The following is a 22,614-nucleotide window of genomic DNA, read 5'->3' on the forward strand; positions in this document are numbered from 1 at the left end:
TTCGGTGGGGCCCTGGCCTCGGGCAGCGCCGAGGGCGTGGCCATCGGTGCCACGGCCGGGGGCAATGCGGCTGAGCACAACTACCTCAACCACCTGGAGCGCGCGACGCTGAACAAGGCCGACAAGGCCTGCAAGACCTCAGGCCAGCAATGCGACACGGCAGCAGCGCTCAAATACAAGGACGAACTCAGCGATCGACTGCTGGCCAATGCCGTGGCCGCATGTGAGGGAGAGGCGTGCAACGACGCCGTCAACTTCATCAATCAGCAATTGATTGCGATGGGATGTACTGCGCCGCAGGCCTGTCCTGATCAAACGACCCTGCTGGCGTACTGGAGCGTCGCGCAGCAAAAGGCGCAGGGACTCGAAGGGGTGTACCCCGAGACCTGGTTGCTCGACGCCAAGGCGGCACTCGATCTGGGCAAGCTTGGCATCCGTGTGCTGGCGGGCAGTGGCAAGGGCAGCCTCGACGCGCTCAATGCACTGAGCAAGGCGTCTGCCGATGATCTGGTCAAGGTCAACAACAATGCGCTTCGAGATGATTGGCAGCAGTTCGACCAGTTTCGAAAACCCGGTTCAACGCGTCCAGGCGGTGAATGGGATTGGCAAGGACAGGCGCCCAACAATGGGGCTGTTCCGGGTACATCGAAAACTGCAACTGTCGAACAGGGCAGTACCCTTGATCGCTACGGCTCCAGAAGTGGCGAGTATTTTTCCCCCGTCAACACGCCTCTGGAACAACGCGCACTTCCACCCGGAAAACAAGCCGATCCGTATGAGCAGTACTCCGTGCTCAAGCCGTTTACGGTCATGGAAGAGAAGATCGCACCGGCATTTAATCAGCCGGGAGGTGGGGTGCAGATGCGGGCAATCATTCCTGAAGTCAAGGAAGGCTTCGCTCGCATCGAAGAACTCATCCGTTACGGATATCTAAAGGATCCAAAGGTCAAGCCATGAACATTCAATGGGACGATCGATACGAGTTTCCTCCGAGGGTTCCAGATCCTGATCCCGATTGGCCAATGAGGGAGCTTTCTGCTGAACTTCAGCGGTTAAAGGTAGATGTGGATGTGAGACTGCTAGGCGTTCCTGATGCATTTCCAGACGGGGGCTGGTGTATTCACAAAGAGGGCAATGTGTGGCTGGTTTATCACTCAGAACGGGGACGCCGATCCAGGCCCTCCTTGTTTACAAGTTCATTTGACGCGGCCAACTTCTATCTTTGGATTCATGTGTGTGACCCCAGATCCGATAGCACATCTGTTGGGCGGTTGCCTCGATTGCACGGACGCTCCTGATCGCGCACCTGGGCTCCAGCGACAGCGTCAAGCAACGCCTTGTGTCCATGGCCGGCGCCGGGATCGTGCAGGGGCTGATCGACAACCTGCAGTTCTCCGGCAAGGCCCTCAAGGACATCGGCCTGAACGACGGCATGGGCGCCTACTTCGGCAAGCAGTTCATCGAACACGCGGGCCGGGCCAGTGCCAACGCGCTGCTGCTGGGCACGCCGCTGGACAAGGCGCTAGAAGGCGCGCCGGCGAGCAGCCTGCTGAGCACGGGCACGGCCTTCGGCGCGGACGCGATCGGTCAATGGGACAACCGATACGAATTTCCTTCGCAACTCCCCGATCCTGGCTGGAGCTTGCGTGAGCTCGCGGCTGAACTCCAGAGGCTCAAGCTTGATGTGGACGCGCGTCCACCGGGAGTTGCCCAGGTGAACTACGAACGACAAACGCCAACAACCCGATGATCGTCACGTCAACCCGAAGCGCCATCGTCTGGAAAACCGAAGACGGTGACACCATCACCTTCTACGGCGAGTGGACCGTCACACCCAAGTTCTACTTGTCGTCGGAATATCGCTGTACGCCGCGTCGCGACTCGCAGGCGCAGTTGAGCGGCGACGAAGTGAACAAGGAACGCCGCAAGATGATGGAGGAGGCGCAGCGCCTGGGTTGGGTGGTTGTCGACCGCTAGGGAAGGCCTGAAGAGCCCAAACCCCATGGTGTGAGCGGGCCCGCTCATGCAGGACCTCAAGGCTCGCTAAGAAGCCATGACGCTGCGACCGTGAGCCCCTCTCGCCGTGCCGATTTGCAGCACGATCCTTGCCCGCAGCAGGCACCCTGCCCTCACTCGGCGACCCGTGTTCGTTGCCTGTCCCCGATGGTCAAATTTCTGGATGTGTTGCCATGAGCTCACGCGCGCATTTCATTGCCCTGAGAACCTTGCGCGAAGGCCATACGCTTGCAGCTTCAGTGGAACCGATCCGCAACGGTTGCTTGGCATGGGTGGGAGTTCATCCGCTCAATTCCAATTGGCAATCCACCCGGGAGCTTTTGCGCGCGCATGGCCAAACGATGTCGTTGATGCCGAGCCGTGTCCATCACCTGCAACGGTTCGAGGTCTATCGCACTTTGATAGAGCGGGACATATGGTTGGCAACGACGGACGTACTGGGCAAAACCAGCGCCTTTGCGTATGACGAGGAGGAGCTGATTTCCAAGCTGGCTGCATGGGGGGTGCGGCTTGAACAACTCGTTTCACCACGCGAGGTGGGCTATCCGATCTGATGGCATCCGCGCCACCTGGATGTCTGCGGGGCTCAATTTTCAGGCATGCCCAACTCTCGCATCGCTTTGGCCACGCGCTGACGCCCGGGGCTTTCTTCGCTTCCCATGGACAGGTAGGAAGACACGGTCAGGTCCGGCGTCTCGATGAGCAACTCACCCACGGTGTCCTTGCCTTCCCTGATATGTCCCAGCTCCACTTGGGCTGTCAACAGCAAGCGCAGAGTGGGCACGTGGCGCCTGAGGGCCCTCAAGGATTTTCGGCCGCAGGCAAGCGCCTGCTTTGGCTGGTGGTTTGCCAGCAGGGCATTGCCCATCAGAAGGTCGAAGAAGTACTGCAAGGGGTCGACAGGAGAGAGGGAGCACGCGAAGTTCGCTTCGGTTACGGCCCAGGCACTGGAGTCCCACATGGACGAATACAGACTCCTAAATAGCCAAGCCATGGGCTCGCTGGGGTTGGCCTCAATGGCCGAGTCGAGACACTTGCTCGCTTTCCGGGGGTTACCCAACAACTGGCAATGTATGTAGCCTTCCACGGCCAGGGCCATGGCGTTGCCAGGCTCGGCATCCAACGCACGCTGTGTCTGTTCACGCGCTTGCCGAATGTCGCTCGCCACGCAGCGACTTCTGCCTTGGACCACATTCAAGGCGTGCCACAGGCCGAGCCAGGCCCTGGGAGGGGCGAGGCGCCGATGCCTCGAGATCAGCTCGGTCAATGCTTCGCGTCCGCGCTCAAAAGCTGCCCCCGAATGGCTATATCCCATCGACATGCCTGCCAGCATGAGGTGGCTGCTGTCCAGACTGGGCAGTGGGCGCGTCACGGGTGGGCCGGCTTGCACGTTGGCGATGTGGCGCGCCACGGTTTGTGCCAACCCGTGCAACAACTCGCTCTGCTCCTGAAGCAGGTCGTCCAGCGGTTGTTGAAACTCTCCTTTCCATAGCAGTGCGTGGCTACGGGCCAAGGTCAGTTCGGCTGTCGCGATCAGTTGGCGGTCGCGAACGCGGTAGCGGCCCGACATGACGTACGTGGCGCCTAGGTGGTTCTCGATGTCGTCGAGCTTCTTGCTGTCGCGCAAGGCGGAGGTGGACTGCCGGGAAATCACCCGCAAGCCGATGCTGCGAGACAAACGCGAAATCACCCCTTCGGCAATCAATTCGCCGATTACCTCGGGCATCGTTTGAGGGGCGTCTGCTCGGAAGGGCATGATGGCCAAGCCCGGACGGATGTCACCGTGCGCTGCGGTCGATCCATCATCAGGGCGTTCGTGCCTGGGATGGGCACGAAACAATCGCACGCGCTCGTCGGACCCTACCCACTCGCCGCAGTCTTCCAGATCCGCGTCAGGGCCATTGGCCAACCTGTCGCGCAGCAGATCGGTGATCAGGACCTCGCCCGGTCCGGCCAACGCGCTCAGATTGATGGTCAAGTGCACATCCTGATCTGCCGGTTCTCGCTCGCCGTAAGAGTAGCGGGGCAGATGGGCGGCGGCGCGCAGGCGCAATCGCGGGTGCGTGCCGGTGTCCCCGTTCATGGAGTCCGCCAACTGATGCAATGCGAAAGCGGCCTGCAGTGGGCATCTGCTGTCCAACGTCGCCACTGTTCCACGAGGGGATGGTGCGCGCCCAACGCACTGTGTCCGGGTTCAGCCATGCCCATCGCCAGAAGAAGGCGTTCCTGGCATTGGCGGCTTGGACGTATGGGCATGGTGGCTCTCATGAAATCCTGCCGCATGGATGGCTGGTTTGACTCGGATTCAGTGGCGTGCCTGAGGCGTTCACGTTTCAGGTAGGCCCAATAGGCGCATCGCGGTGGCGGTCCGCTGGCGAATGGGGCTTTCTTGGCTACCCATGGAGAGGTATGAAGACACGGTCAGCTCCGGCGCTTCGGCTCGTATCTGTGCCATGGTTGCCTTTCCTTCTTCGATTCGCCCGCTTTCCGCGTAGGCCGTCAGCAGCAGGCGCAGAGTGGGAATATGGTGCTTGTGAGCCCTCAGGGACAGGCGGCCACACTCGATCGCCTGTTCCAATTTGCGGTCAGCCAGCAGGGCATTGCACGTCAACAGGTCAAAGAAATACTGCAAGGGATCGACCGGCGAGAGCGAGCGAGCGACATACGCCTCGGTCACCGCCAGGGAGCTGGAACCCCACATGCTCGAGAGGAGGCTCTTGAACAGCCAAGCCATGGGTTCACTGGGATTGGCTTCGATGGCCGAAGTGAGGTAGCTTCTCGCGTGCTGAGGGCTGCCCAACAACTGGCATTGGATGTACCCCTCGACCGCCAGTGCCATTGCATTGTTGGGCTCGGCTTGTAGTGCGCGCAGCGTCTGCTCGCGCGCCTGTTTGATGTCGCGGGCTACGTTGCCGCTTGTGCCCTTGACCACGTTCAAGGCATGCCACATTGCCAGCCACGCGCGGGGCAGCGCGTGCTCGGGATGACGGTGGGCTAGCGTGGTCAAGGCGTTGTGCCCGTGAGCGAAGGCTCTGCTCGAATGGCTGTGAACCATCGACACGCCGGCCAGCATGAGGACGCTGCTGTCCAGACTCGGCAGTGGACGCGTCAAGGCATGGCTCACTTGGGCCTTGCCCAGGGCCTGCGCCACCGTGCGGGCCAACTCATGCAGCAGTTCGCTTTGTTCTTGCAGCAGGTCGTTCAGCGCGTGTTGCAACTGGCCCTTCCACAGCAGGGCGTGGCTTCTCGCCTCGGCGAGTTCGGCGGTGACGACCAGCCTGTTGTTGCGGATGCTGTAGCTACCAGACAGGATGAAGGTGGCGCCCAGGTGTCGTTCGATCTCGGCGAGCTCGCCACTGCCACGCAGGGCGGAGGTGGACTGACGCGCAATCACACGCAAGCCGATGCTGTGCGAGAGGCGCGCTATCACGCCGTCGGCGATGAGTTCGCCGAGTATCCAGTGTTTGACTTCTGGCACGCTGGCCTGAAAAGGGATGACAGCCAAGGCCGGGCGAAGGTCGTTGTTTGCTGTAGCAAGGCGTTCAGGGGCTGCTTCGTGTTTCGGGTGGGCCCGGAACAGGCGAACAGGTTGGGCAAACGATTCCACCCAATGGCCCAGGTCCTCGAAATCCGCGTCGAGCCCATTGGCCAGCCGGTCACGCAGTTCCGCCGTGACCAGGAATTCGCCGGGCTCGGCCAATGCAGTCAGCTCAGAGGTCAGCTGCACGTCACGATCGATAGGCTCCCGCTGACCGTGGCCGTAGCTCGCCAGATGGGCTCCGGCACGCAGTTGCAGTTGCTTCGACGCATCGGCTCGCGCGTTCAAGGCATCGGCCAACTGATTCAGTGCAAAGGCCGCTTGGATGCAGTGGCGCGCGTCGGCGAACTCCATCATCAGCCCCTGGTGCGTTTGCCTGACGACGTGGCCCTTGTGGTGCGACAGCAGTTGCCAGTACGCATCGCCCGCCCAATGCTGCAGTCGTTCCACAAGTGGATCGGTTCCGCCCCAGACGCCTGGCGTGCTGTCGGCCACGTCCATGGCCATCAGAGGGCGTTCCTCGACCCGGGGACTGGGAAAAGGGGTGTGTGCTGCATTCATGGTGCGGCTTCAGGACGGAACGCGGAGGGTTGTCGTGATCAGCGGTTCGCTGGTACCGCAACGCAGCAGGACCAGATGCAGGGATCCTCGCCGGTGCTCGAGGGAAATCCGCTTGGCGGCTGTCGCACTTCGGGCTGAAAGCACAGCAGACGACGTGACTTCGTAGGCATTCAAGCGATGGCTGGATGGCGCAAATTGCACGGTACTCCCCCTTGATGGTCTGATCGACCCGGCTCGCGAGCGAGCCAGTCTAGTCCCTTCTTTGAAATTTTCAGGAGATTCTGATGAACATCACGCAAAGCTCATCCCAAGGTCGTTCCTCGGCAAGCAAGGCCGTCATTGGTGGTGGCAGCATCACCACGAAGGCTGTTGCTGAACATGTGCGCAAGACAAAGGCCGAGGCGGATTTGCGCGCACCCAGGAACCAACCGCCCAGCAGGTCGGCAGTCATCGGTGGAGGCAGTGTCACCACACCAGCTGTAGCCGCGCATCTGCGACAGACAATCCCGGCAACCAGCCAGCGCTGAATCCCGCCCGAGAAAGTCCCACACCATGCCCACGCAGCCGGACAGGCAACCGACCCCCACCATCAGGTTCCACCGCATCTATCCGGCTGCCATCCCGCCCATGCGGGCCGACAAGTCCGCCCTGGGCCTGATGCCCACGATGGCTTACCGCCATTGCGAGGCCATGCGAGTGGCCTCTTCTTTCGGTTGGTACGCCTTTCCGGCGGAGGAGATCTGCCTCCGCTGGAATGGCTCCGACGTTTTCGTCAAGGAAGACGGCCATTGGCAGCCGCTGGTGCGCACCGAGCTGCCAGGGTTTGCCGACTACTGGAACGCGCACGCGCCCGAGGACCTGGTGGATCTGTCGCCGCCGTTCCTGACGCGTTTGCAGCTGCCCGGCCTGGTGCAGGTCTGGACCGGCCTGCTGTGCAGCACCGCCCCCGGCTGGAGCGTGCTGGTGCGCCCGCCCAGCAACATGCGGGGCAGCTTTCTGTATTCACCCTACGAGGGCATCGTGGAGACCGACCGTTACCAGCCGTGCCCTCTGTTCATGAACATCCAGCTGGTGGCCACCGATGTGGACATCGTGCTGCCCAAGACAGTGCCGTTGCTGCAGGTGCAGCCCCTGCTGCGCGAGACGTACGATGAGCGTGCGCACACCTCGCAGGAGGTGGACGGCCTGGGCGTGCAGGAAGACGGCCAGCCCGCCCTGAGGCCGGAAGAGTGGCAGGCGTACCGGCGAACCATCCGCGTCGAGACCGAGGGACAGCCCGCCGAGGCGGGCCACTACGCCCCCGACTCAAGGAAGCGCGGCAAGTCCGGCGACTGAGTGGCGGCGGGCGCGGCTCACTTGAGCCGCTTGATCAGGCTGGAGGTGTCGAAGCGCTGGCCGCCCATGGCCTGCACGTCCGCGTAGAACTGGTCCACCAGGGCCGTTACCGGCAGGCGGGCGCCGTTGCGCTTGGCCTCGTCGAGCACCAGGCCCAGGTCCTTGCGCATCCAGTCCACGGCGAAGCCGAAGTTGAATTCACCGGCCACCATGGTCTTGCCGCGGTTGTCCATCTGCCAGCTTTGCGCCGCGCCCTTGCCGATGACCTCGAGCACCAGGTTCATGTCCAGACCGGCTTTCTGGCCGAAGGCGATGGCCTCGGACAGGCCCTGCACCAGGCCTGCGATGCAGATCTGGTTGACCATCTTCGTCAATTGGCCCGCGCCGGGCGCACCCATGAGCGTAAAGGCGCGCGAGAAGGCCATGGCCACGGGCTTCACCGTGTCGAAGGCGGCCTGGTCGCCACCGCACATCACGGTGAGCAGGCCGTTCTCGGCGCCTGCCTGGCCGCCGGAGACGGGTGCGTCCACGAAGGCGATGCCCAGCGCCTTGGCTGCGGCGTACAGCTCGCGCGCCACGTCGGCCGAGGCGGTGGTGTGGTCCACGAAGATGGCGCCGGGCTTCATGCCGGCAAGCGCGCCGTCGGCGCCCAGCACCACGGAGCGCAGGTCGGCGTCGTTGCCCACGCAGCAGAAGACGATGTCGGCGCCGGCCGCCGCCTCGCGCGGGGTGGCCTTGAAGGCGCCACCGTGCTGCTTCGCCCAGGCCTCGGCCTTGGCGGCGGTGCGGTTGTAGACGGTGACCTCGTGGCCGGCGGCTTGCAGATGGCCCGCCATCGGGCTGCCCATCACGCCCAGGCCAAGGAAGGCGACGCGGCGCGAGGGGGTGGGTTCGTAGGTCTTGGGGTTCAAGGCGGGGTCTCCTGGGTTGTGTGGTGCAACCCAGGATGGTACCCAGCCCCCGTGTCAGACGATCGTCAGGTGCTCGGTGCCGGCCGCCAGATCGAGGGTCTTCGCGCGCTGGCTGTTGAGCTTGATCTGCAGACGCAGGTCGTTGAGCGAGTCGGCGTTGCGCAGCGCGTCCTCATAGGTGATGAGGTTGCTTTCGAAGGCCTCGAACAGGGCCTGGTCGAAGGTCTGCATGCCCATCTGGGTGCTCTTCTTCATCACTTCCTTGATCTCGGCGACTTCGCCCTTGAAGATCAGATCGGAGATGAGGGGCGAGTTGAGCAGGATCTCGACCGCAGCGTGGCGGCCTTTGTTGTCCTGGCGCGGCACCAGGCGCTGCGAGATGAGCGAGCGCAGGTTCAGCGACAGGTCCATCAGCAGCTGCGCGCGGCGCTCTTCGGGGAAGAAGTTGATGATGCGGTCCAGCGCCTGGTTGGCGCTGTTGGCGTGCAGCGTGGCCAGGCACAGGTGGCCGGTTTCGGCGAACTGGATCGCGTGTTCCATGGTTTCGCGGTCGCGGATCTCGCCCATCAGGATCACGTCGGGCGCCTGGCGCAGGGTGTTCTTCAGCGCGGCCTCCCAACTCTCGGTGTCCAGGCCCACCTCGCGCTGCGTGACCACGCAGTTCTTGTGCGGGTGCACGAACTCGATCGGGTCTTCCACGGTGACGATGTGGCCGTGGGAGTGCTCGTTTCGCCAATCGACCATGGCCGCCAGCGAGGTGGATTTGCCCGAGCCCGTGGCACCCACCAGGATGCACAGGCCGCGCTTGGACATGGCCACGTCCTTCAGTACCTGCGGCAGGCCCAGCTTGTCGATGGTGGGCAGCACGGCGGGAATGGTCCGCAGCACCAGGCCGACCTTGCCCTGCTGGATGAAGGCGTTGCAGCGGAAGCGCCCGATGGCGGGCGGCGAGATCGCGAAGTTGCACTCCTTGGTGCGCTCGAACTCGGCGGCCTGCTTGTCGTTCATGATGGCGCGCGCCAGCGCCAGCGTATGGCCCGCTGTCAGCGGCTGCGGCGAGACCTTGGTCACCGCGCCGTCGACCTTGATGGCCGGCGGGAAGTCGGCCGTGATGAACAGGTCGCTGCCGCCCCGGCTGAGCATGAGCCGCAGCAGGTCGTTGATGAATTTCGATGCCTGATCGCGTTCCATCTGTTGCCCCTTTGCCCGTGCCGGATCAGCCTGGGAAGTTCTCTGGGATCTTGGCCTTGCCGCGCGCCTCGGCCGGGCTGATGACGTTGCGGCGCACCAGGTCGGTGAGGTTCTGGTCCAGCGTCTGCATGCCCACGCTGTTGCCGGTCTGGATGGCCGAGTACATCTGCGCCACTTTTGCCTCGCGGATGAGGTTGCGGATGGCGCTGGTGCCCAGCATGATCTCGTGCGCCGCCACGCGGCCGCTGCCGTCCTTGAGCTTGCACAGCGTCTGCGAGATGACGGCCACCAGCGATTCGGACAGCATGGCGCGCACCATGTCCTTCTCTTCAGCCGGGAACACGTCGATGATGCGGTCGATCGTCTTGGCCGCGCTGGTGGTGTGCAGGGTGCCGAACACCAGGTGGCCGGTCTCGGCCGCCGTCATGGCCAGGCGGATGGTCTCCAGGTCGCGCATCTCGCCCACGAGGATGACGTCCGGGTCTTCACGCAGGGCCGAGCGCAGCGCGTTGGAAAAGCTCAGCGTGTGCGGGCCCACCTCGCGCTGGTTGACCAGGCACTTCTTGGACTCGTGCACGAATTCCACCGGGTCTTCCACCGTGAGGATGTGGCCGTACTCGGTCTCGTTGAGGTGGTTGACCATACCGGCCAGCGTGGTGGACTTGCCCGATCCCGTGGGGCCGGTGACCAACACCAGGCCGCGCGGGCGCAGGGCCAGGTCGGCGAAGATCTTGGGCGCGTTGAGCTGCTCCAGCGTGAGGATCTTGCTCGGGATGGTGCGGAACACGGCGCCGGCACCGCGGTTCTGGTTGAAGGCGTTCACGCGGAAACGCGCCAGGCCCTCGATTTCGAACGAGAAGTCGCATTCCATGAACTCCTCGTACTGCTTGCGCTGGCTGTCGTTCATGATGTCGTACACCATGGCATGAACGGCCTTGTGGTCCAGCGCGTCGACGTTGATGCGGCGCACGTCGCCATGCACCCGTATCATGGGCGGCAGACCGGCGGACAAGTGAAGATCGGAAGCCTTGTTCTTGACGCTGAAAGCCAGCAGTTGGGTGATGTCCATCCCGGTTTTTCCGTGTATTTGAGGGGCTTTGCAAACGATTATGACGACGATCGCAGGCAATCTCCAGCAAGTGAAGGAGCGCCTGTGGCGCGCTTGCGAAGGGGCTTCGCGAGACAGCGCAGAGGTTACTTTGCTGGCGGTTTCCAAGACCTTCGGGCCCGATGCCGTCCGTCAGGCCCATGCCGCCGGCCAGACGGCTTTTGGCGAAAACTATGTGCAAGAAGGCGTCGAGAAGATCGCGCTGCTGGCGGAGTCGTTGCCGCGCGAAGCCATCGAATGGCACTGCATCGGCCCGGTGCAGAGCAACAAGACGCGGCTCGTCGCCGCGCAATTCGATTGGGTGCAATCGGTCGATCGCCTCAAGATCGCGCAGCGCCTGAGCGAGCAGCGACCGGCCGATCTGCCGCCGCTCAATGTGTGCCTTCAGGTCAATGTGGACGGCGGCCCCAACAAGGCCGGCGTCGCGCCCGCCGAGTTGCCCGCTCTGGCCGACGCGGTGGCCGCGCTGCCGCGCCTGCGCCTGCGCGGCCTGATGTGCATTCCCGAGCCCGCGCCCGACTTCGAGTCGCAGCGCGCGCTGTTCCTGCGGGCGCGCGAGGCCTACGACGAACTGCGGGCGCGAGGGTACGCGCTCGACACCCTGTCCATGGGCATGAGCGAAGACCTGGAGGCGGCCGTGGCCGCGGGCGCCACGATGGTGCGCGTGGGCCGCGCCGTGTTCGGCGCGCGCGCGTCCAAGCCAGGGCCCGCTACTTCCCCAATGGCTTGACGTTCCCGCAAGAGGCTGCGACCCAGCGGCCCTGGCCTTCCACGCGCATCTTCTCGGGTTTGCCGTCCACCTGCGTGGTCACGTCCATCACCGTGGTGTAGCCGGTGTCGCCCTGGAAGCTGACCGTGCCTTCCCCGCTGGAAGGGGGCTTGGCGCAGGTGAAGCGGATCTTCATGGCTTGCGCGCTGCGCGACACCACCTCGTGCCGGCAATCGCCTTCGGCCACCGGCGGGGCGTCGCTGCGCGCGGCCATCTCGGGCGTGATGCAGACCTTCATGCTCATGCCACCGCCCGGCGCCGCACCGGGCATGGACATGCCCTGTCTGGCGAGCATGTCCTGCATCTGCTTGCGCTGCGCTGGGCTCATGGACGCCATCTGCTGCTGCATCTGGGCCATGGCGGCGTCCATCTTGGCGTTGCCGCCGATCTTGTTCGTCATTTCCCAGAGGCCGGGCTTGGTGGTCTGGGCGGCGGCCAGGGGCAGGGCGAGCAGGGCGGCGATGAGGAGGGGGCGGGGGTGGATCGTCATGGTGGGCTCCTGGGGTGATGGCACGGCGGCATTCTGCGGCGCGGGTCGCGGGCTTCCAAGTGATGGGTTCACAAGGGCAGTCGCGTGCTGGTCTTCACCTCTTCCATCACCGCGTAGGTGCGCGTCTCGCGCACGCCGGGCATTTGCCAGAGCACCTGGCCGGCGAAGGCGCGGTAGGCCGCCATGTCCGCCATGCGGGTCTTGAGCAGGTAGTCGAAGCCGCCGGCCACCATGTGGCATTCCAGGATCTCGTCGTGCACCTGCACGGCGGCCCGGAACTGGTCGAAGACGTTGGGCGTGGTGCGGTCGAGCAGCACCTCCACGAAGACCAGCAGGCCGCGCCCGAGTTTGTGCGGGTCCAGCCGCGCCTCGTAGCCCTGGATGACGCCCTCGCGCTGCAGGCGCTGGGTACGCGCCAGCACGGCCGTGGCCGACAGGCCCACGGCCTCGGCCAGCTTGAGGTTGGGCAGGCGGCCGTCGGCCTGCAGCAGGCGCAGGATCTTCAGATCGATTCGGTCGAGGTCAGGTGCGGGGTTCATGCCGAATTATTCACTTTATATCCATAAAAAATAGAGAAATATTCACCCGCGTGGCGGTCACGATGCGGCAATTCACCATTCCTGTGCCCATACCGCCATGCTTCACCCCATCCCCCAGGACCCGCTGCCGCGCACCGATCGCTTGCCCGACCCCTACCGTGCCGAGGCCGCCGTGCTGGCCCAGCGGCTGAGCGCGCTGGACGGCGCGCTGGAATGGGCCGCGGTGCGCGCCCGCGCCGAACCCTGGGTGCGCGCCGTGCGCGAGAACCCGCCGCCCTTCTGGGCCATGGAGCGCCTGCTCACCGAATACCCCATCAGCAGCCACGAAGGCCTGGCCCTGATGCGCCTGGCCGAGGCATTGCTGCGCGTGCCCGACGCCGAAACCGCCATCGCGCTCACCGCCGACCAGTTGGGCCGCGCGGATTTCGAGGGCGCGTCGGACGCGGTGATCGCGCGCCTGTCCTCGGCCGCCATCGCCTTGAGCAAGCGTTGGCTGCCCGCCGAGGGCGAGACGCCGGGACTCGTGGCGCGCCTGGGCGCGCGCTCGGTGGTGGCGGCCACGCTGCGCGCGGTGCAGTTGCTGGGGCGCCAGTTCGTGCTGGGTGAGGACATCGAGGACGCGCTGCGCCGCGCCGAGGCTGCCCGGCGGAACTTGCCCGCGCTGTGCCACAGCTTCGACATGCTGGGCGAAGGTGCGCGCACCGATGCCGACGCGGCGCGCTACCTGGAGAGCTACCGCCAGGCGCTGGAGGCGATCGCGCGCCGCGCCGACCCGTTGCGCCACCCCTCGCTCAACGACGGCCTGTCCATCAAGCTCAGCGCCCTGCACCCGCGCTACGAACCCGCGCAGCGCGAGCGCGTGATGCGTGAGCTGCTGCCACGTGTGTGGACCCTGTGCGAGCGCGCCGCGCAGGCCTCGATCAATCTCACCATCGACGCCGAAGAGGTGGAGCGGCTCGAGCTCTCGCTCGACGTGTTCGAGGCCCTGGCCTCGCGCGTGGCGCGCGAGTACCCGCTGTGGGAAGGCCTGGGCCTGGCGCTGCAGGCCTACCAGACGCGCGCGGTCGAGCTCATCGACGAGGTGGCCGCCATCGCCCGCCGCCACGGTGTGCGGCTGATGTGCCGGCTGGTGAAGGGCGCCTACTGGGACAGCGAGATCAAGCGCGCGCAGGAGCTGGGCCTGTGCGGCTACCCGGTGTTCACGCGCAAGCACCGCACCGACGTGAGCTACCTGGCCTGCGCGCGCGCGCTGCTCGACGCGGACGACGCGATCTTTGCGCAGTTCGCCACGCACAACGCGGGCACCATCGCCGCCGTGCTGCACATGGCGCGCCAGCGCGGCCACACGCGCTTCGAGCTGCAGCGCCTGCATGGCATGGGCGAGGGCGTGTACCGCGAGGTGCTGCGTGACCCGGGCGTGGCGTGCCGCGTATACGCCCCGGTGGGTGCGCACCGCGATCTGCTGGCCTACCTGGTGCGACGGTTGCTGGAGAACGGCGCCAATTCCTCCTTCGTGCACCAGCTCGCCGACGAATCGGTCGGCATGGACGCGCTGCTCGAATCGCCGATGGGGCGCTGTGCGCGCGAGGAGGGTGAACCCGCTTTTGCCTTGCCCCCACGCTTGTATGGCGTGCAGCGACCGAACAGCGAAGGCCTGGACCCCAGTGTGGCCGAGCACCGCGAGCGGCTGTTCGATGCCTGGCGCCAGGTGACCGTGCCCGCGGTGCCCGAGGCCCGGCCGGGCGAGGTCGAGGTCGCGGTGCGCCGCGCCGCGGGCGCTTTCGACGCGTGGAACCACCGCCCCGTGGGCGAGCGCGCCGCGATCCTGCGCCGCGCCGCCGACGAGATGCAGGCGCAACTGCCGCCACTGTGCGCCCTGCTGGTGGCCGAGGCCCGCAAGACCTGGCCCGACGCCGTCGCCGAGGTGCGCGAGGCCATCGACTTCCTGCGCTACTACGCGACCGAGGCCGAGCGCCTGCTGGCGCCCGTGGAACTGCCCGGTCCCACCGGCGAGCGCAACACCCTGCGCCTGCACGGGCGTGGCGCCTGGGTCTGCATCAGCCCCTGGAATTTCCCGCTGGCCATCTTCACGGGCCAGGTGGCGGCGGCACTGGTCACGGGCAACACCGTGCTGGCCAAGCCGGCGGAGCAAACCCCCGCCATCGCGCAAGAGGCCGTTCGCCTGCTGCACGCGGCCGGCGTGCCGGCCGAGGCGCTGCAACTGCTGCATGGCCCTGGCGAGACCGTGGGTGCCGCGCTGGTGGACGAGTCCGCCGTGGCCGGCGTGGCGTTCACGGGTTCCACGCCCGTGGCCAAGGCCATCCAGCGCGCGCTCGCGGCCAAGGACGGGCCCATCGTGCCTCTGATCGCCGAGACCGGCGGCGTGAACGCCATGCTGGTGGACAGCAGCGCCCTGCCCGAGCAGGTGGCCGACGCCGTGGTGCAAAGCGCCTTCCGCAGCGCGGGGCAGCGTTGCTCGGCGCTGCGCCTGCTGTGCGTGCACGACGCCATCGCCGACGGCGTCATCGACATGGTGCGCGGCGCCGCGCAGGCACTGGTGGTGGGCGATCCGGCCGACCTGGCCACCGACGTCGGCCCCCTGATCGACGCCGACGCCTTCGAGGGTGTGTCGCGGCAGCTGGCGCGCCTGCGCACCACGGCGCGCGAACTGCTGTCCGGCGAGGACGAGGCGGCCACGCACACCCTGGCGCCGCGGATGGTCGAGATCCGCCACATCGCCGAGGCCTCGCAGGAGATTTTCGGCCCGGTGCTGCAAGTGCTGCGCTGGCGTGGCGAGCCGAAGGAGGTGATCGCGCAGGTCAATGCCCTGGGTTACGGCCTCACCCTGGGGCTGCAGACCCGCATCGACAGCCGCGCCCTGGCGCTGGCGGCGCAGGCGCGCGCGGGCAATGTCTACGTCAACCGCAACACCATCGGCGCCGTGGTGGGTGTGCAGCCCTTCGGCGGCGAAGGCCTGTCGGGCACCGGCCCCAAGGCGGGCGGGCCGCACTACCTGCCGCGCTTCTGCGCGGAACAGACGCTCACCATCAACACCACCGCCGCGGGCGGCAACGTGGCGCTGTTCAGCGCGTGAGAAGCGGCCCGCTCACGGCGGCGGAGCGCGGCGTACAGTCGCGGCCATCCATTTCCACCCGCGACGCCCCATGGCCGACACACCGACGAGCAGCGACCCGCAACGCATCCAGCAGTGGCTCGACGAGCACCGCATCACCGAAGTCGAGTGCCTGATTCCCGACATGGCGGGCCAGGCGCGCGGCAAGATCGTGCCGCGCCACAAGTACGACCCGGCCGTGGGCCTGCGCCTGCCCGAGGCCGTGCTGACCATGACGGTGACCGGCGACTACCCCGAGAAGGACTACACCTCGGTGGCCGACCCCGACATGCACCTGCTGCCCGACGCGGCCACGCTGCGCCCCGTGCCCTGGGCCAAGGAACCCACGGCGCAGATCATCCACGACTGCTTCTCCTTCGACGGCAAGTCCGTCGACCTGTCGCCGCGCAACGTGCTGCGCCGCATCCTCAAGCTCTACGCCGACGAGGGCTGGAAGCCCGTGGTCGCGCCCGAGATGGAGTTCTACCTGGTGCAGGTCGAGCCCGACGAGGACATCCCGCTCAAGGCGCCCGTGGGCCGCACGCGCCGCACCGAGGCGGGCATGCAGAGCTTCTCGATGGACGCCATCAACGAGTACGACGACATCTTCGACGTCATGTACGACTGGTGCGAGGCCGAGGGCATCCAGCTCGACACCCTGATCCACGAGATGGGCACGGCGCAGATGGAGATCAACCTCGACCACGGCGACCCGCTGCCGCTGGCCGACCAGGTCTTTCTCTTCAAGCGCACCATCCGCGAGGTGGCCCTGCGCCACCAGATGTACGCCACCTTCATGGCCAAGCCCATGCAGGGCCAGCCGGGCAGCGCGATGCACATCCACCAGAGCGTGGTGGGCATGGCCGACGGAAAGAACATCTTCAGCCGCCCGGACGGTGAGGCCTCCGACCGCTTCTTCCACTTCATCGGCGGCCTGCAGACCTACCTGCCGGCGGCCATTGCCTTCTTCGCACCCTACGTCAATTCGTACCGGCGCCTGTCGCGCTACACCTCGGCGCCGATCAACCTGAGCTGGGGCTACGACAACCGGACCTGCGGCCTGCGCGTGCCGCATTCGGTGCCGCAGGCGCGGCGGGTGGAGAACCGGCTGGCGGGGGTGGACGTGAACCCCTACCTGGCGCTGGCGGTGAGCCTGGCCTGTGGGTACCTGGGCATGAAGCAGGGTCTGAAACCCACCGATCCGCTGTCGGGCAGCGCATACGAGCAACCGCACCAGTTGCCGCGCCACCTGGACGACGCGGTGGAAAAGCTCATGCAGTGCGCGCCGCTGGTGGAGCTGTTTGGCGAGCACTTCATCCAGACGTATGCGGCGATCAAGGACACGGAGTACCGGGAGTACTTCGATGTGGTGAGTCCTTGGGAGCGGAGGTTTCTGTTGCTCAACGTCTGAGCTGTTTTCTCCGACTGGACCGGTCGTCGGCGCTTGGGTGTCCGGCTCCGCGAATGTCCCCCGGAGCGGATCGCTGACGCGCTCCACTCCTCCTCCTTTATTTCGCTACGCCGGACACCCAATCACCGACGACCTCGTTGGCGCTCGGCCTGTTGGCGCGCCTACGTGCCTGTTGCTTGCGGACGGTGGGTGCCCTGCGTAGCGAAATAAAGGAGGAGGGCGCGCAGCGCCCGGGGGACATTCGCGGAGCAGGGCACCCAGTGGCCGCAAGCTTCGCGAGGTGGGGGCAAGAAAACTCAGCCCACCACAACCATCCCCGACACAGGATTGGACAGAAGCGCATCCAGAGCCTCAATAGGCAAGGGCTTGGCGAACAGGTGCCCCTGAAACTGGTCACACCCCTGGTACGCCAGAAAGTCCCGCTGCTCGATCGTCTCCACCCCCTCGGCCACCACCTGCAGGCTCAGCGACTGCGCCAGCGCGATGATGGCGCGCGAAATCGCCGCGTCGTTCGGGTCTGTCAGCACGTCGGCCACGAAGGCCCGGTCGATCTTCAATTGGTCCAGCGGCAGCCGCTTGAGCAGCGACAGCGAGGAGTAGCCCATGCCGAAGTCGTCCAGCGACAGCGTCACGCCCAGCGACTTGAGCATGCCCATCTTCTCGATGGTGATCTCCATGCGGTCGGCCAGCAGGCTCTCGGTGAGTTCCAGCTTCAGGCGCTGGGGTTTGACGCCGCTTGCGCGCAGGCAGGCCATCACCGAATCCACGAAATCCGGGTGGCGGAACTGCCGCACGCTCACGTTCACGGCGATGCTCAGGTTCGCCGTCTCCGGCCGCTTCGACCACGCCGCCAGTTGCCCGCAGGCGGTCTCCAGCGCCCACAGGCCCAGCGGCAGGATCAGGCCGGTGTCCTCTGCCACGGGAATGAAGGCGACGGGCGAGAGCAGCCCGCGCTCGGGGTGGTTCCAGCGCAGCAGCGCCTCCACGCCGATGATCATGCCGGCCTTGTCCACCTGCGGCTGGTAGTGCACCACGAACTCGCGCCGGCGCAAGCCGTCACGCAGATCGGACGCGGTGCGCGCGTTCTCGCTCATCTCGGCCTGCAGCGACGGGTCGAAGAAGCACAGCGTGTTGCGGCCCATGGACTTGGCCTGGTACATCGCCAGGTCGGCCTGCTTGAGCAGTTCGCCCACGTCGGCCTGCGTGCCGTGGAAGATGGTGACGCCGATGCTGGGCGTGGCGAAATGCTGGTGGCCGGTGAGGGCAAAGGGCTCGCGCAGGGTCTGCAGCACCTTGTTGGCGAGCACACGCGCCTTGTGCGCCGCGGCCACCGGGCTGGGGCTGAGGTCGTCGGCCATCACCACGAACTCGTCGCCACCCAGGCGCGCCACCAGGTCGGTCTTGCGCACGCTGGCGGCCAGGCGTTGCGCCACCTTCTTGAGCAACTGGTCGCCCATCTGGTGACCCAGGGTGTCGTTGAGGATCTTGAAGTTGTCCAGGTCGATGAACAGCAGCGCGCCGTGTTGGCCGCTGCGCGCGCTCACGCTCAGCGCCTGCTGCAGCTTGTCGAGCAGCAACTGGCGGTTGGGCAGGTCGGTCAGCGGGTCGTAGAAGGCCAGGTGGCGGATCATGTCCTCGGCGGTCTTGCGCTGCGTGATGTCCCGCCCCACCGCCACCCAGTGCGTCACCTCGTCCGCGCTGGGCTGCACCGACACCACCTCCAGCTCCACCCAGAACAGGGCGCCGTTCTTGCGCCGCACCATCAGCTCGGTGCGCGCCTTCTGCGTGTCGCGCAGGCCGCGCGAGATCTCGCGCAGCTTGGACGCCGCCGGGTCCAGGTCCAGCAGCATGCCGGGCGACTGGCCCAGCACCTCGGCGCGCGAGTAGCCGGTGTGCAGCTCGAAGGCGTCGTTGACGAAGACGATCTTGGGTTCGCTGCGCAACTCATGCGCACCGGTCTCGGCGATCAGCACGATGTCGTTGAGCCGGGCCACGCTGGTCTCCAGCAGCATGAGCTGTTCCTGGGAACGGCGGCGCTCGGTCACGTCGCGGAAGTACACGGCCAGACCTTCCGCGAAAGGGTAGGCCCGCACCTCCAGCCATTTGCCCAGCGAGGCGAACCAGTCCTCCAGCTCGACGCGCCGGTTGGTCTGCAGGGCGCGGCCCAGGTGCTCCTTGAGCCGTTGCGCCAGCGCCGGGGCGAAGCCGTGCCACACCTCCACCCCCAGGAGATCGGCCGTGGTCTTCTGCAGCAGGCGCTCGCTTTCCTGGTTCAGGTAGGTGAAGCAGCACTGCCGGTCCAGCGTCACAAAGGCCTCGGTGATGCTGGCCAGCGTGGTCGTCAGGCGCATGGCCAGGCGCAGCGTTTCCTGCTGGGCCTGCTTGGTGGCCGAGATGTCGTGCACGGTCACCTGCACGCGCACGGGGTGGCCGCTCTCGTCCGTCACGGCCGCGCCCACGGTGCGCACCCACTTGGGCCCGGTCGACTCGATCAGCACCTGCACTTCCTCGTCGAAGGGCTCGGCGCTGGCGGCGCAGCGCTCCAGGCGCTGGCGCAGGCCCTGTCGCCATTCGGGCGCATGGTGCGCCAGCAGGTCCTCCAGCGTCCGCGGCGCCGCGTCGGGCCCGATGCCGAGCAGGCTCAGCAGGCCGGCCGAGCAGTCCACGCGCTCGCCATCGGTTTCCACCGACCAGCTGCCCAGGCCCGCCGTGCGCTCCACGAGCTCGATCTGACCCTGGTGGCGGCGCTGCTGCGCCACCTGCGCCATCACCGTTTCGCGCTGGTGGCGCATGGCCAGCACGAGGTCGGCCGCCAGCTCGCACACCAGGCCGATGCCAATCTCGTTGCGGCGTTCGTCCCGCGCCTGGTGATCGAGCAGCAGCAGGAAGGCGCCCGGCGCCCGGCTCAGGGGTAGCCAGTGCAGGTGGTGGATCGCGCGGCGGCCGCGGCCCAGGTCCAGCGGGGCCCAGCGCGCTTCCCGGCTGGTGTCGCCCACCCAGAGCTCCTGCGGCCCCAGGGTTCTGGCGATGTCGAGGGCCAGTGCCTCCATGGGCGCGTCCAGCCCGGCGCGGCCCAGCGCGCGAACAGCTGTATCCGAGCGTTCCAGCAGCAGGGCGGCCGCGCCGCGCCCCTCGCGCGCGGCCAGGTGGGCCATGCGGTCGAACGCTTCGCGCGCGTCAGGCGGCCGGGCGGTGTCGGAAACCTGCACATTTGGGAGTCGATCAGCGCGCATGATGGCCTTAGGATAGCGGGCTTGGCGTGACGCGCGCCGCTTCGGCGTTCCGCGCCACCGGCAACCACCCGTGAACTACCGCACGCCACGCGCCGTGGTGACGGATTTTTGTAACCGAGTTGTGACTTTTTGTAGCCTCTGCTCTACGATCCGTCCCATTGTCTTTGGTGCAACCCTAGTCCCGGACACACTCCATGCAAGCCATGTCCACCACTGACATCCGACAGGATGGGGGAGCCCGCAAGGTGAGCGCACTCGCAGAACTCCGGCAACACAACGACGTATCCAGCCTGAAATCGGCCCTGCATCAGCTGTGCAGCGAATTCGGCCGCATTTCGCGCCTGGACATCCTCACGGCCATGCACGAAGGCACCAAGCAGGCCATCTGCTTCCTGCGCATGGAGCGGCCCGAGCAGGAGCAGCAGCTCATGAAGACCCTGGGTGTGGGCCGCTTCGGCGGCGAGGTGGTGTTCGTGCTCAACCTCAACGTGCCCAGCAAGCAGAACGACTTCGGCCCCTCGTCGCAGTGGTGCGACTCCGACATCTACTGAGCGGCCCCGGGGTCCGCTCCCACCTTCTTTAAACCTTGCGCTCGCCGCTGCAGGCCCAGGTCGTCCAGTGGCTGGCGCAGCCGGGCGATGCGGTGCGCCAGGACCAGCCGCTGCTGGTGGTCGAGGCCATGAAGATGGAGCACGAGCTGCGGGCCGAGCGCGACGGGCGCCTGGCCGAGTGCCTGGTGGTTCCAGGCGACACGGTGAACCCCGGCGACCCGCTCTGGCGCATCGACGCGGCGGCGATTCAGGCGCCGCGGCGCGACTCCCCCACGTCGGCGCCTGAGGCAGCGACCCCCGAACGGGACGAGCTGCGCCGCCTGCGCGAGCGGCTGGCCTTCACCGACGATGCCGCCCGCCCCGAAGCCGTGGCGCGCCGCCACGCCTTGGGCCTGCGCACCGCGCGCGAGAACCTGGCCGACCTGTGCGACGCCGGCAGCTTCATCGAGTACGGCGCCCTTGCCGTGGCCGCGCAGGCCACGCGCCGCAGCGAAGCCGAGCTGATCGCCCAGACGCCCGCCGATGGCATGGTCACAGGCATCGGCTCGGTCAACGGCGCGATGTTCGGTCCCGAACGCGCGCGCACGGCGGTGCTGGCCTACGACGCCACCGTGCTGGCCGGCACGCAGGGCATACGCAACCACCAGAAGACCGATCGCCTGCTGGGCATCGCGCTGGACCAGCGCCTGCCCGTGGTGCTGTTCGCCGAAGGCGGAGGAGGGCGCCCCGGCGACACCGACATGCCCATCGTGGCGGGCCTGCATGTGGGCACCTTCGCCGCCATGGCGCGCCTGTCGGGCCGGGTACCCACCATCGGCATCGCGGCCGGCCGCTGCTTCGCGGGCAACGCGGCCCTGCTGGGCTGCTGCGACGTGATCATCGCCACGCGCGGCAGCAACATCGGCATGGGCGGACCAGCCATGGTGGAGGGCGGTGGCCTGGGCCGCTTCCCGCCCGAGGCGATCGGTCCCGCCGGGGTGCAGCACGCCAGCGGCGTGATCGACCTGCTGGTGGACGACGAGGCGCAGGCCGTGGCGGCGGCGCGGCGTTGCCTGGCCTTCTTCCAGGGGCGCGTGGTGCCGGTGCCGCCGCCACCCCTCGAGCGTTTGCGAGAGGCACTGCCAGCGAGCCGCTCGCGCAGCTACGACAGCCGCGGCGTACTGGAAGGACTGGCCGACGATGGCAGCGTGGTCTGGCTGCGCGAGGGCTTCGGCGCGGGCATCCACACCGCGCTGGCGCGCTTCGATGGCCGCGCGGTCGGTGTGCTGGTGAACAACCCGCAGCACCTGGGTGGTGCCATCGACCCCGACGCGGCCGACAAGGCGGCGCGATTCATGCGCTGGTGCGACGCGCATGGCTTGCCCCTGTTGAGCCTGGTGGACACGCCGGGCTTCATGGTCGGGCCCGAGGTGGAAGCCCGCGCGCAGGTGCGCCACGTGAGCCGCCTGTTCGTGGTGGCGGCGGCGCTGCGCGTGCCCTTCTTCAGCGTGGTGTTGCGCAAGGGCTTCGGCCTGGGGGCCATGGGCATGACGGCCGGGGGGTTTCACGCACCGGGTTTCACCGTGGCCTGGCCGGGTGCCGAGTTCGGCGCCATGGGTCTGGAGGGTGCGGTGCGCCTGGGCTACCGGAAGGAGCTGGAGGCCTTGCCCGAGGGGCCGCAGCGCCAGGCACTGTTCGACGATCTCCTCGCGCGCCAGATCGCCCAGGGCGCGGCGATTCCGATGGCCACGACGCTGGAGATCGACGCCGTGATCGACCCGGCGGACACCCGGGCCTGGCTGCTGCGCGGGCTGGAGGGCGCCAAGCTGCGCGACGGGCCCGCCGTGCGCACCGTGGACCCGTGGTGAGC

18 protein-coding genes and 1 pseudogene are annotated in these 22,614 nt (G+C 66.7%); 11 read left to right on the forward strand and 8 right to left on the reverse strand.

The window, feature by feature from the left end; translation table 11 throughout:
• The 4 genes from GTO19_RS13310 to GTO19_RS13325 all read left to right on the forward strand — a co-directional run.
• Positions 1-957, forward strand: a 957-nt coding sequence (locus GTO19_RS13310; protein WP_291021377.1) for a TNT domain-containing protein, incomplete at its 5' end; no start/stop codon positions are given.
• A 349-nt stretch (positions 958-1,306) separates the two neighbouring features.
• Positions 1,307-1,750, forward strand: coding sequence for a hypothetical protein (locus GTO19_RS13315; RefSeq protein ID WP_291021415.1), 444 nt, complete (start codon positions 1,307-1,309; stop codon positions 1,748-1,750).
• Positions 1,747-1,977, forward strand: coding sequence for a hypothetical protein (locus GTO19_RS13320; protein ID WP_291021378.1), 231 nt, complete (start codon positions 1,747-1,749; stop codon positions 1,975-1,977). Before GTO19_RS13315 ends, GTO19_RS13320 begins: the two co-directional genes overlap by 4 nt.
• 212 nt (positions 1,978-2,189) lie before the next feature.
• Entirely contained in the window at positions 2,190-2,570 is a 381-nt protein-coding gene (locus tag GTO19_RS13325) for a hypothetical protein (RefSeq protein WP_291021379.1), read from the forward strand.
• A 32-nt stretch (positions 2,571-2,602) separates the two neighbouring features.
• Here GTO19_RS13325 and GTO19_RS13330 read toward each other — a convergent pair whose 3' ends face one another.
• Positions 2,603-4,099: a hypothetical protein gene (locus GTO19_RS13330; RefSeq protein WP_291021380.1), complete on the reverse strand. Its 1,497-nt coding sequence runs from the start codon at positions 4,097-4,099 to the stop codon at positions 2,603-2,605.
• A gap of 243 nt (positions 4,100-4,342) precedes the next feature.
• The gene (locus GTO19_RS13335; protein ID WP_291021381.1) at positions 4,343-6,061 is read right to left on the reverse strand and encodes a hypothetical protein; all 1,719 of its coding nucleotides are present in this window, start codon (positions 6,059-6,061) and stop codon (positions 4,343-4,345) included.
• A 338-nt stretch (positions 6,062-6,399) separates the two neighbouring features.
• Here GTO19_RS13335 and GTO19_RS13340 point away from each other — a divergent pair, with 338 nt between their 5' ends.
• Together GTO19_RS13340 and GTO19_RS13345 are read left to right on the forward strand one after the other, a co-directional pair.
• Positions 6,400-6,642: a hypothetical protein gene (locus GTO19_RS13340; RefSeq protein WP_291021382.1), complete on the forward strand. Its 243-nt coding sequence runs from the start codon at positions 6,400-6,402 to the stop codon at positions 6,640-6,642.
• Positions 6,643-6,667: 25 nt separating this feature from the next.
• Positions 6,668-7,450 (forward strand): DUF6065 family protein, encoded by a 783-nt coding sequence (locus tag GTO19_RS13345; protein WP_291021383.1) that lies wholly within the window; start codon positions 6,668-6,670, stop codon positions 7,448-7,450.
• A gap of 17 nt (positions 7,451-7,467) precedes the next feature.
• On the opposite strand, the gene GTO19_RS13350 is transcribed toward GTO19_RS13345, so the two are convergent.
• Genes GTO19_RS13350 through GTO19_RS13360 form a run of 3 tightly spaced genes read right to left on the reverse strand, consistent with a single transcriptional unit; the run spans position 7,468 to position 10,621 of the window.
• Positions 7,468-8,361 carry an NAD(P)-dependent oxidoreductase gene (locus GTO19_RS13350; protein WP_291021384.1) on the reverse strand — a complete coding sequence of 298 codons (894 nt, stop codon included), beginning with the start codon at positions 8,359-8,361 and terminating at the stop codon, positions 7,468-7,470.
• A gap of 54 nt (positions 8,362-8,415) precedes the next feature.
• Positions 8,416-9,552: a PilT/PilU family type 4a pilus ATPase gene (locus tag GTO19_RS13355; protein WP_291021385.1), complete on the reverse strand. Its 1,137-nt coding sequence runs from the start codon at positions 9,550-9,552 to the stop codon at positions 8,416-8,418.
• 25 nt (positions 9,553-9,577) lie between these two features.
• Positions 9,578-10,621 carry a type IV pilus twitching motility protein PilT gene (locus tag GTO19_RS13360; protein WP_291021386.1) on the reverse strand — a complete coding sequence of 348 codons (1,044 nt, stop codon included), beginning with the start codon at positions 10,619-10,621 and terminating at the stop codon, positions 9,578-9,580.
• Positions 10,622-10,661: 40 nt separating this feature from the next.
• Here GTO19_RS13360 and GTO19_RS13365 point away from each other — a divergent pair, with 40 nt between their 5' ends.
• The gene (locus GTO19_RS13365; protein WP_291021387.1) at positions 10,662-11,390 is read left to right on the forward strand and encodes a YggS family pyridoxal phosphate-dependent enzyme; all 729 of its coding nucleotides are present in this window, start codon (positions 10,662-10,664) and stop codon (positions 11,388-11,390) included.
• Here the strand turns inward: GTO19_RS13365 and GTO19_RS13370 are convergent.
• Positions 11,371-11,919: a DUF3617 domain-containing protein gene (locus tag GTO19_RS13370; RefSeq protein ID WP_291021388.1), complete on the reverse strand. Its 549-nt coding sequence runs from the start codon at positions 11,917-11,919 to the stop codon at positions 11,371-11,373. The genes GTO19_RS13365 and GTO19_RS13370 overlap by 20 nt on opposite strands.
• Positions 11,920-11,987: 68 nt before the next feature.
• Complete coding sequence (locus GTO19_RS13375) at positions 11,988-12,458, reverse strand: Lrp/AsnC ligand binding domain-containing protein (protein WP_291021389.1); 471 nt, start codon at positions 12,456-12,458, stop codon at positions 11,988-11,990.
• A gap of 97 nt (positions 12,459-12,555) precedes the next feature.
• Between GTO19_RS13375 and putA the strand changes: the two genes are divergently transcribed.
• Together putA and GTO19_RS13385 are read left to right on the forward strand one after the other, a co-directional pair.
• On the forward strand, positions 12,556-15,552 hold the full coding sequence (gene putA, locus GTO19_RS13380) for a bifunctional proline dehydrogenase/L-glutamate gamma-semialdehyde dehydrogenase PutA (protein ID WP_291021390.1): 2,997 nt from the start codon (positions 12,556-12,558) through the stop codon (positions 15,550-15,552).
• Positions 15,553-15,622: 70 nt separating this feature from the next.
• Entirely contained in the window at positions 15,623-16,981 is a 1,359-nt protein-coding gene (locus tag GTO19_RS13385) for a glutamine synthetase family protein (protein ID WP_291021391.1), read from the forward strand.
• A gap of 296 nt (positions 16,982-17,277) precedes the next feature.
• On the opposite strand, the gene GTO19_RS13390 is transcribed toward GTO19_RS13385, so the two are convergent.
• Positions 17,278-20,136 (reverse strand): bifunctional diguanylate cyclase/phosphodiesterase, encoded by a 2,859-nt coding sequence (locus GTO19_RS13390; RefSeq protein ID WP_291021392.1) that lies wholly within the window; start codon positions 20,134-20,136, stop codon positions 17,278-17,280.
• 323 nt (positions 20,137-20,459) lie between these two features.
• On the opposite strand from GTO19_RS13390, the gene GTO19_RS13395 reads away from it, so the two are divergent.
• Positions 20,460-20,765 carry an RNA-binding protein gene (locus GTO19_RS13395; protein WP_239478184.1) on the forward strand — a complete coding sequence of 102 codons (306 nt, stop codon included), beginning with the start codon at positions 20,460-20,462 and terminating at the stop codon, positions 20,763-20,765.
• Between the two features lie 35 nt (positions 20,766-20,800).
• Positions 20,801-22,612 (forward strand): annotated as a pseudogene (locus GTO19_RS13400) (carboxyl transferase domain-containing protein); the annotation flags it as partial.
• Positions 22,613-22,614: the final 2 nt, after the last annotated feature.

It is taken from the genome of Hydrogenophaga sp. (assembly GCF_011772445.1).
Classification (GTDB): domain Bacteria; phylum Pseudomonadota; class Gammaproteobacteria; order Burkholderiales; family Burkholderiaceae_C; genus Hydrogenophaga.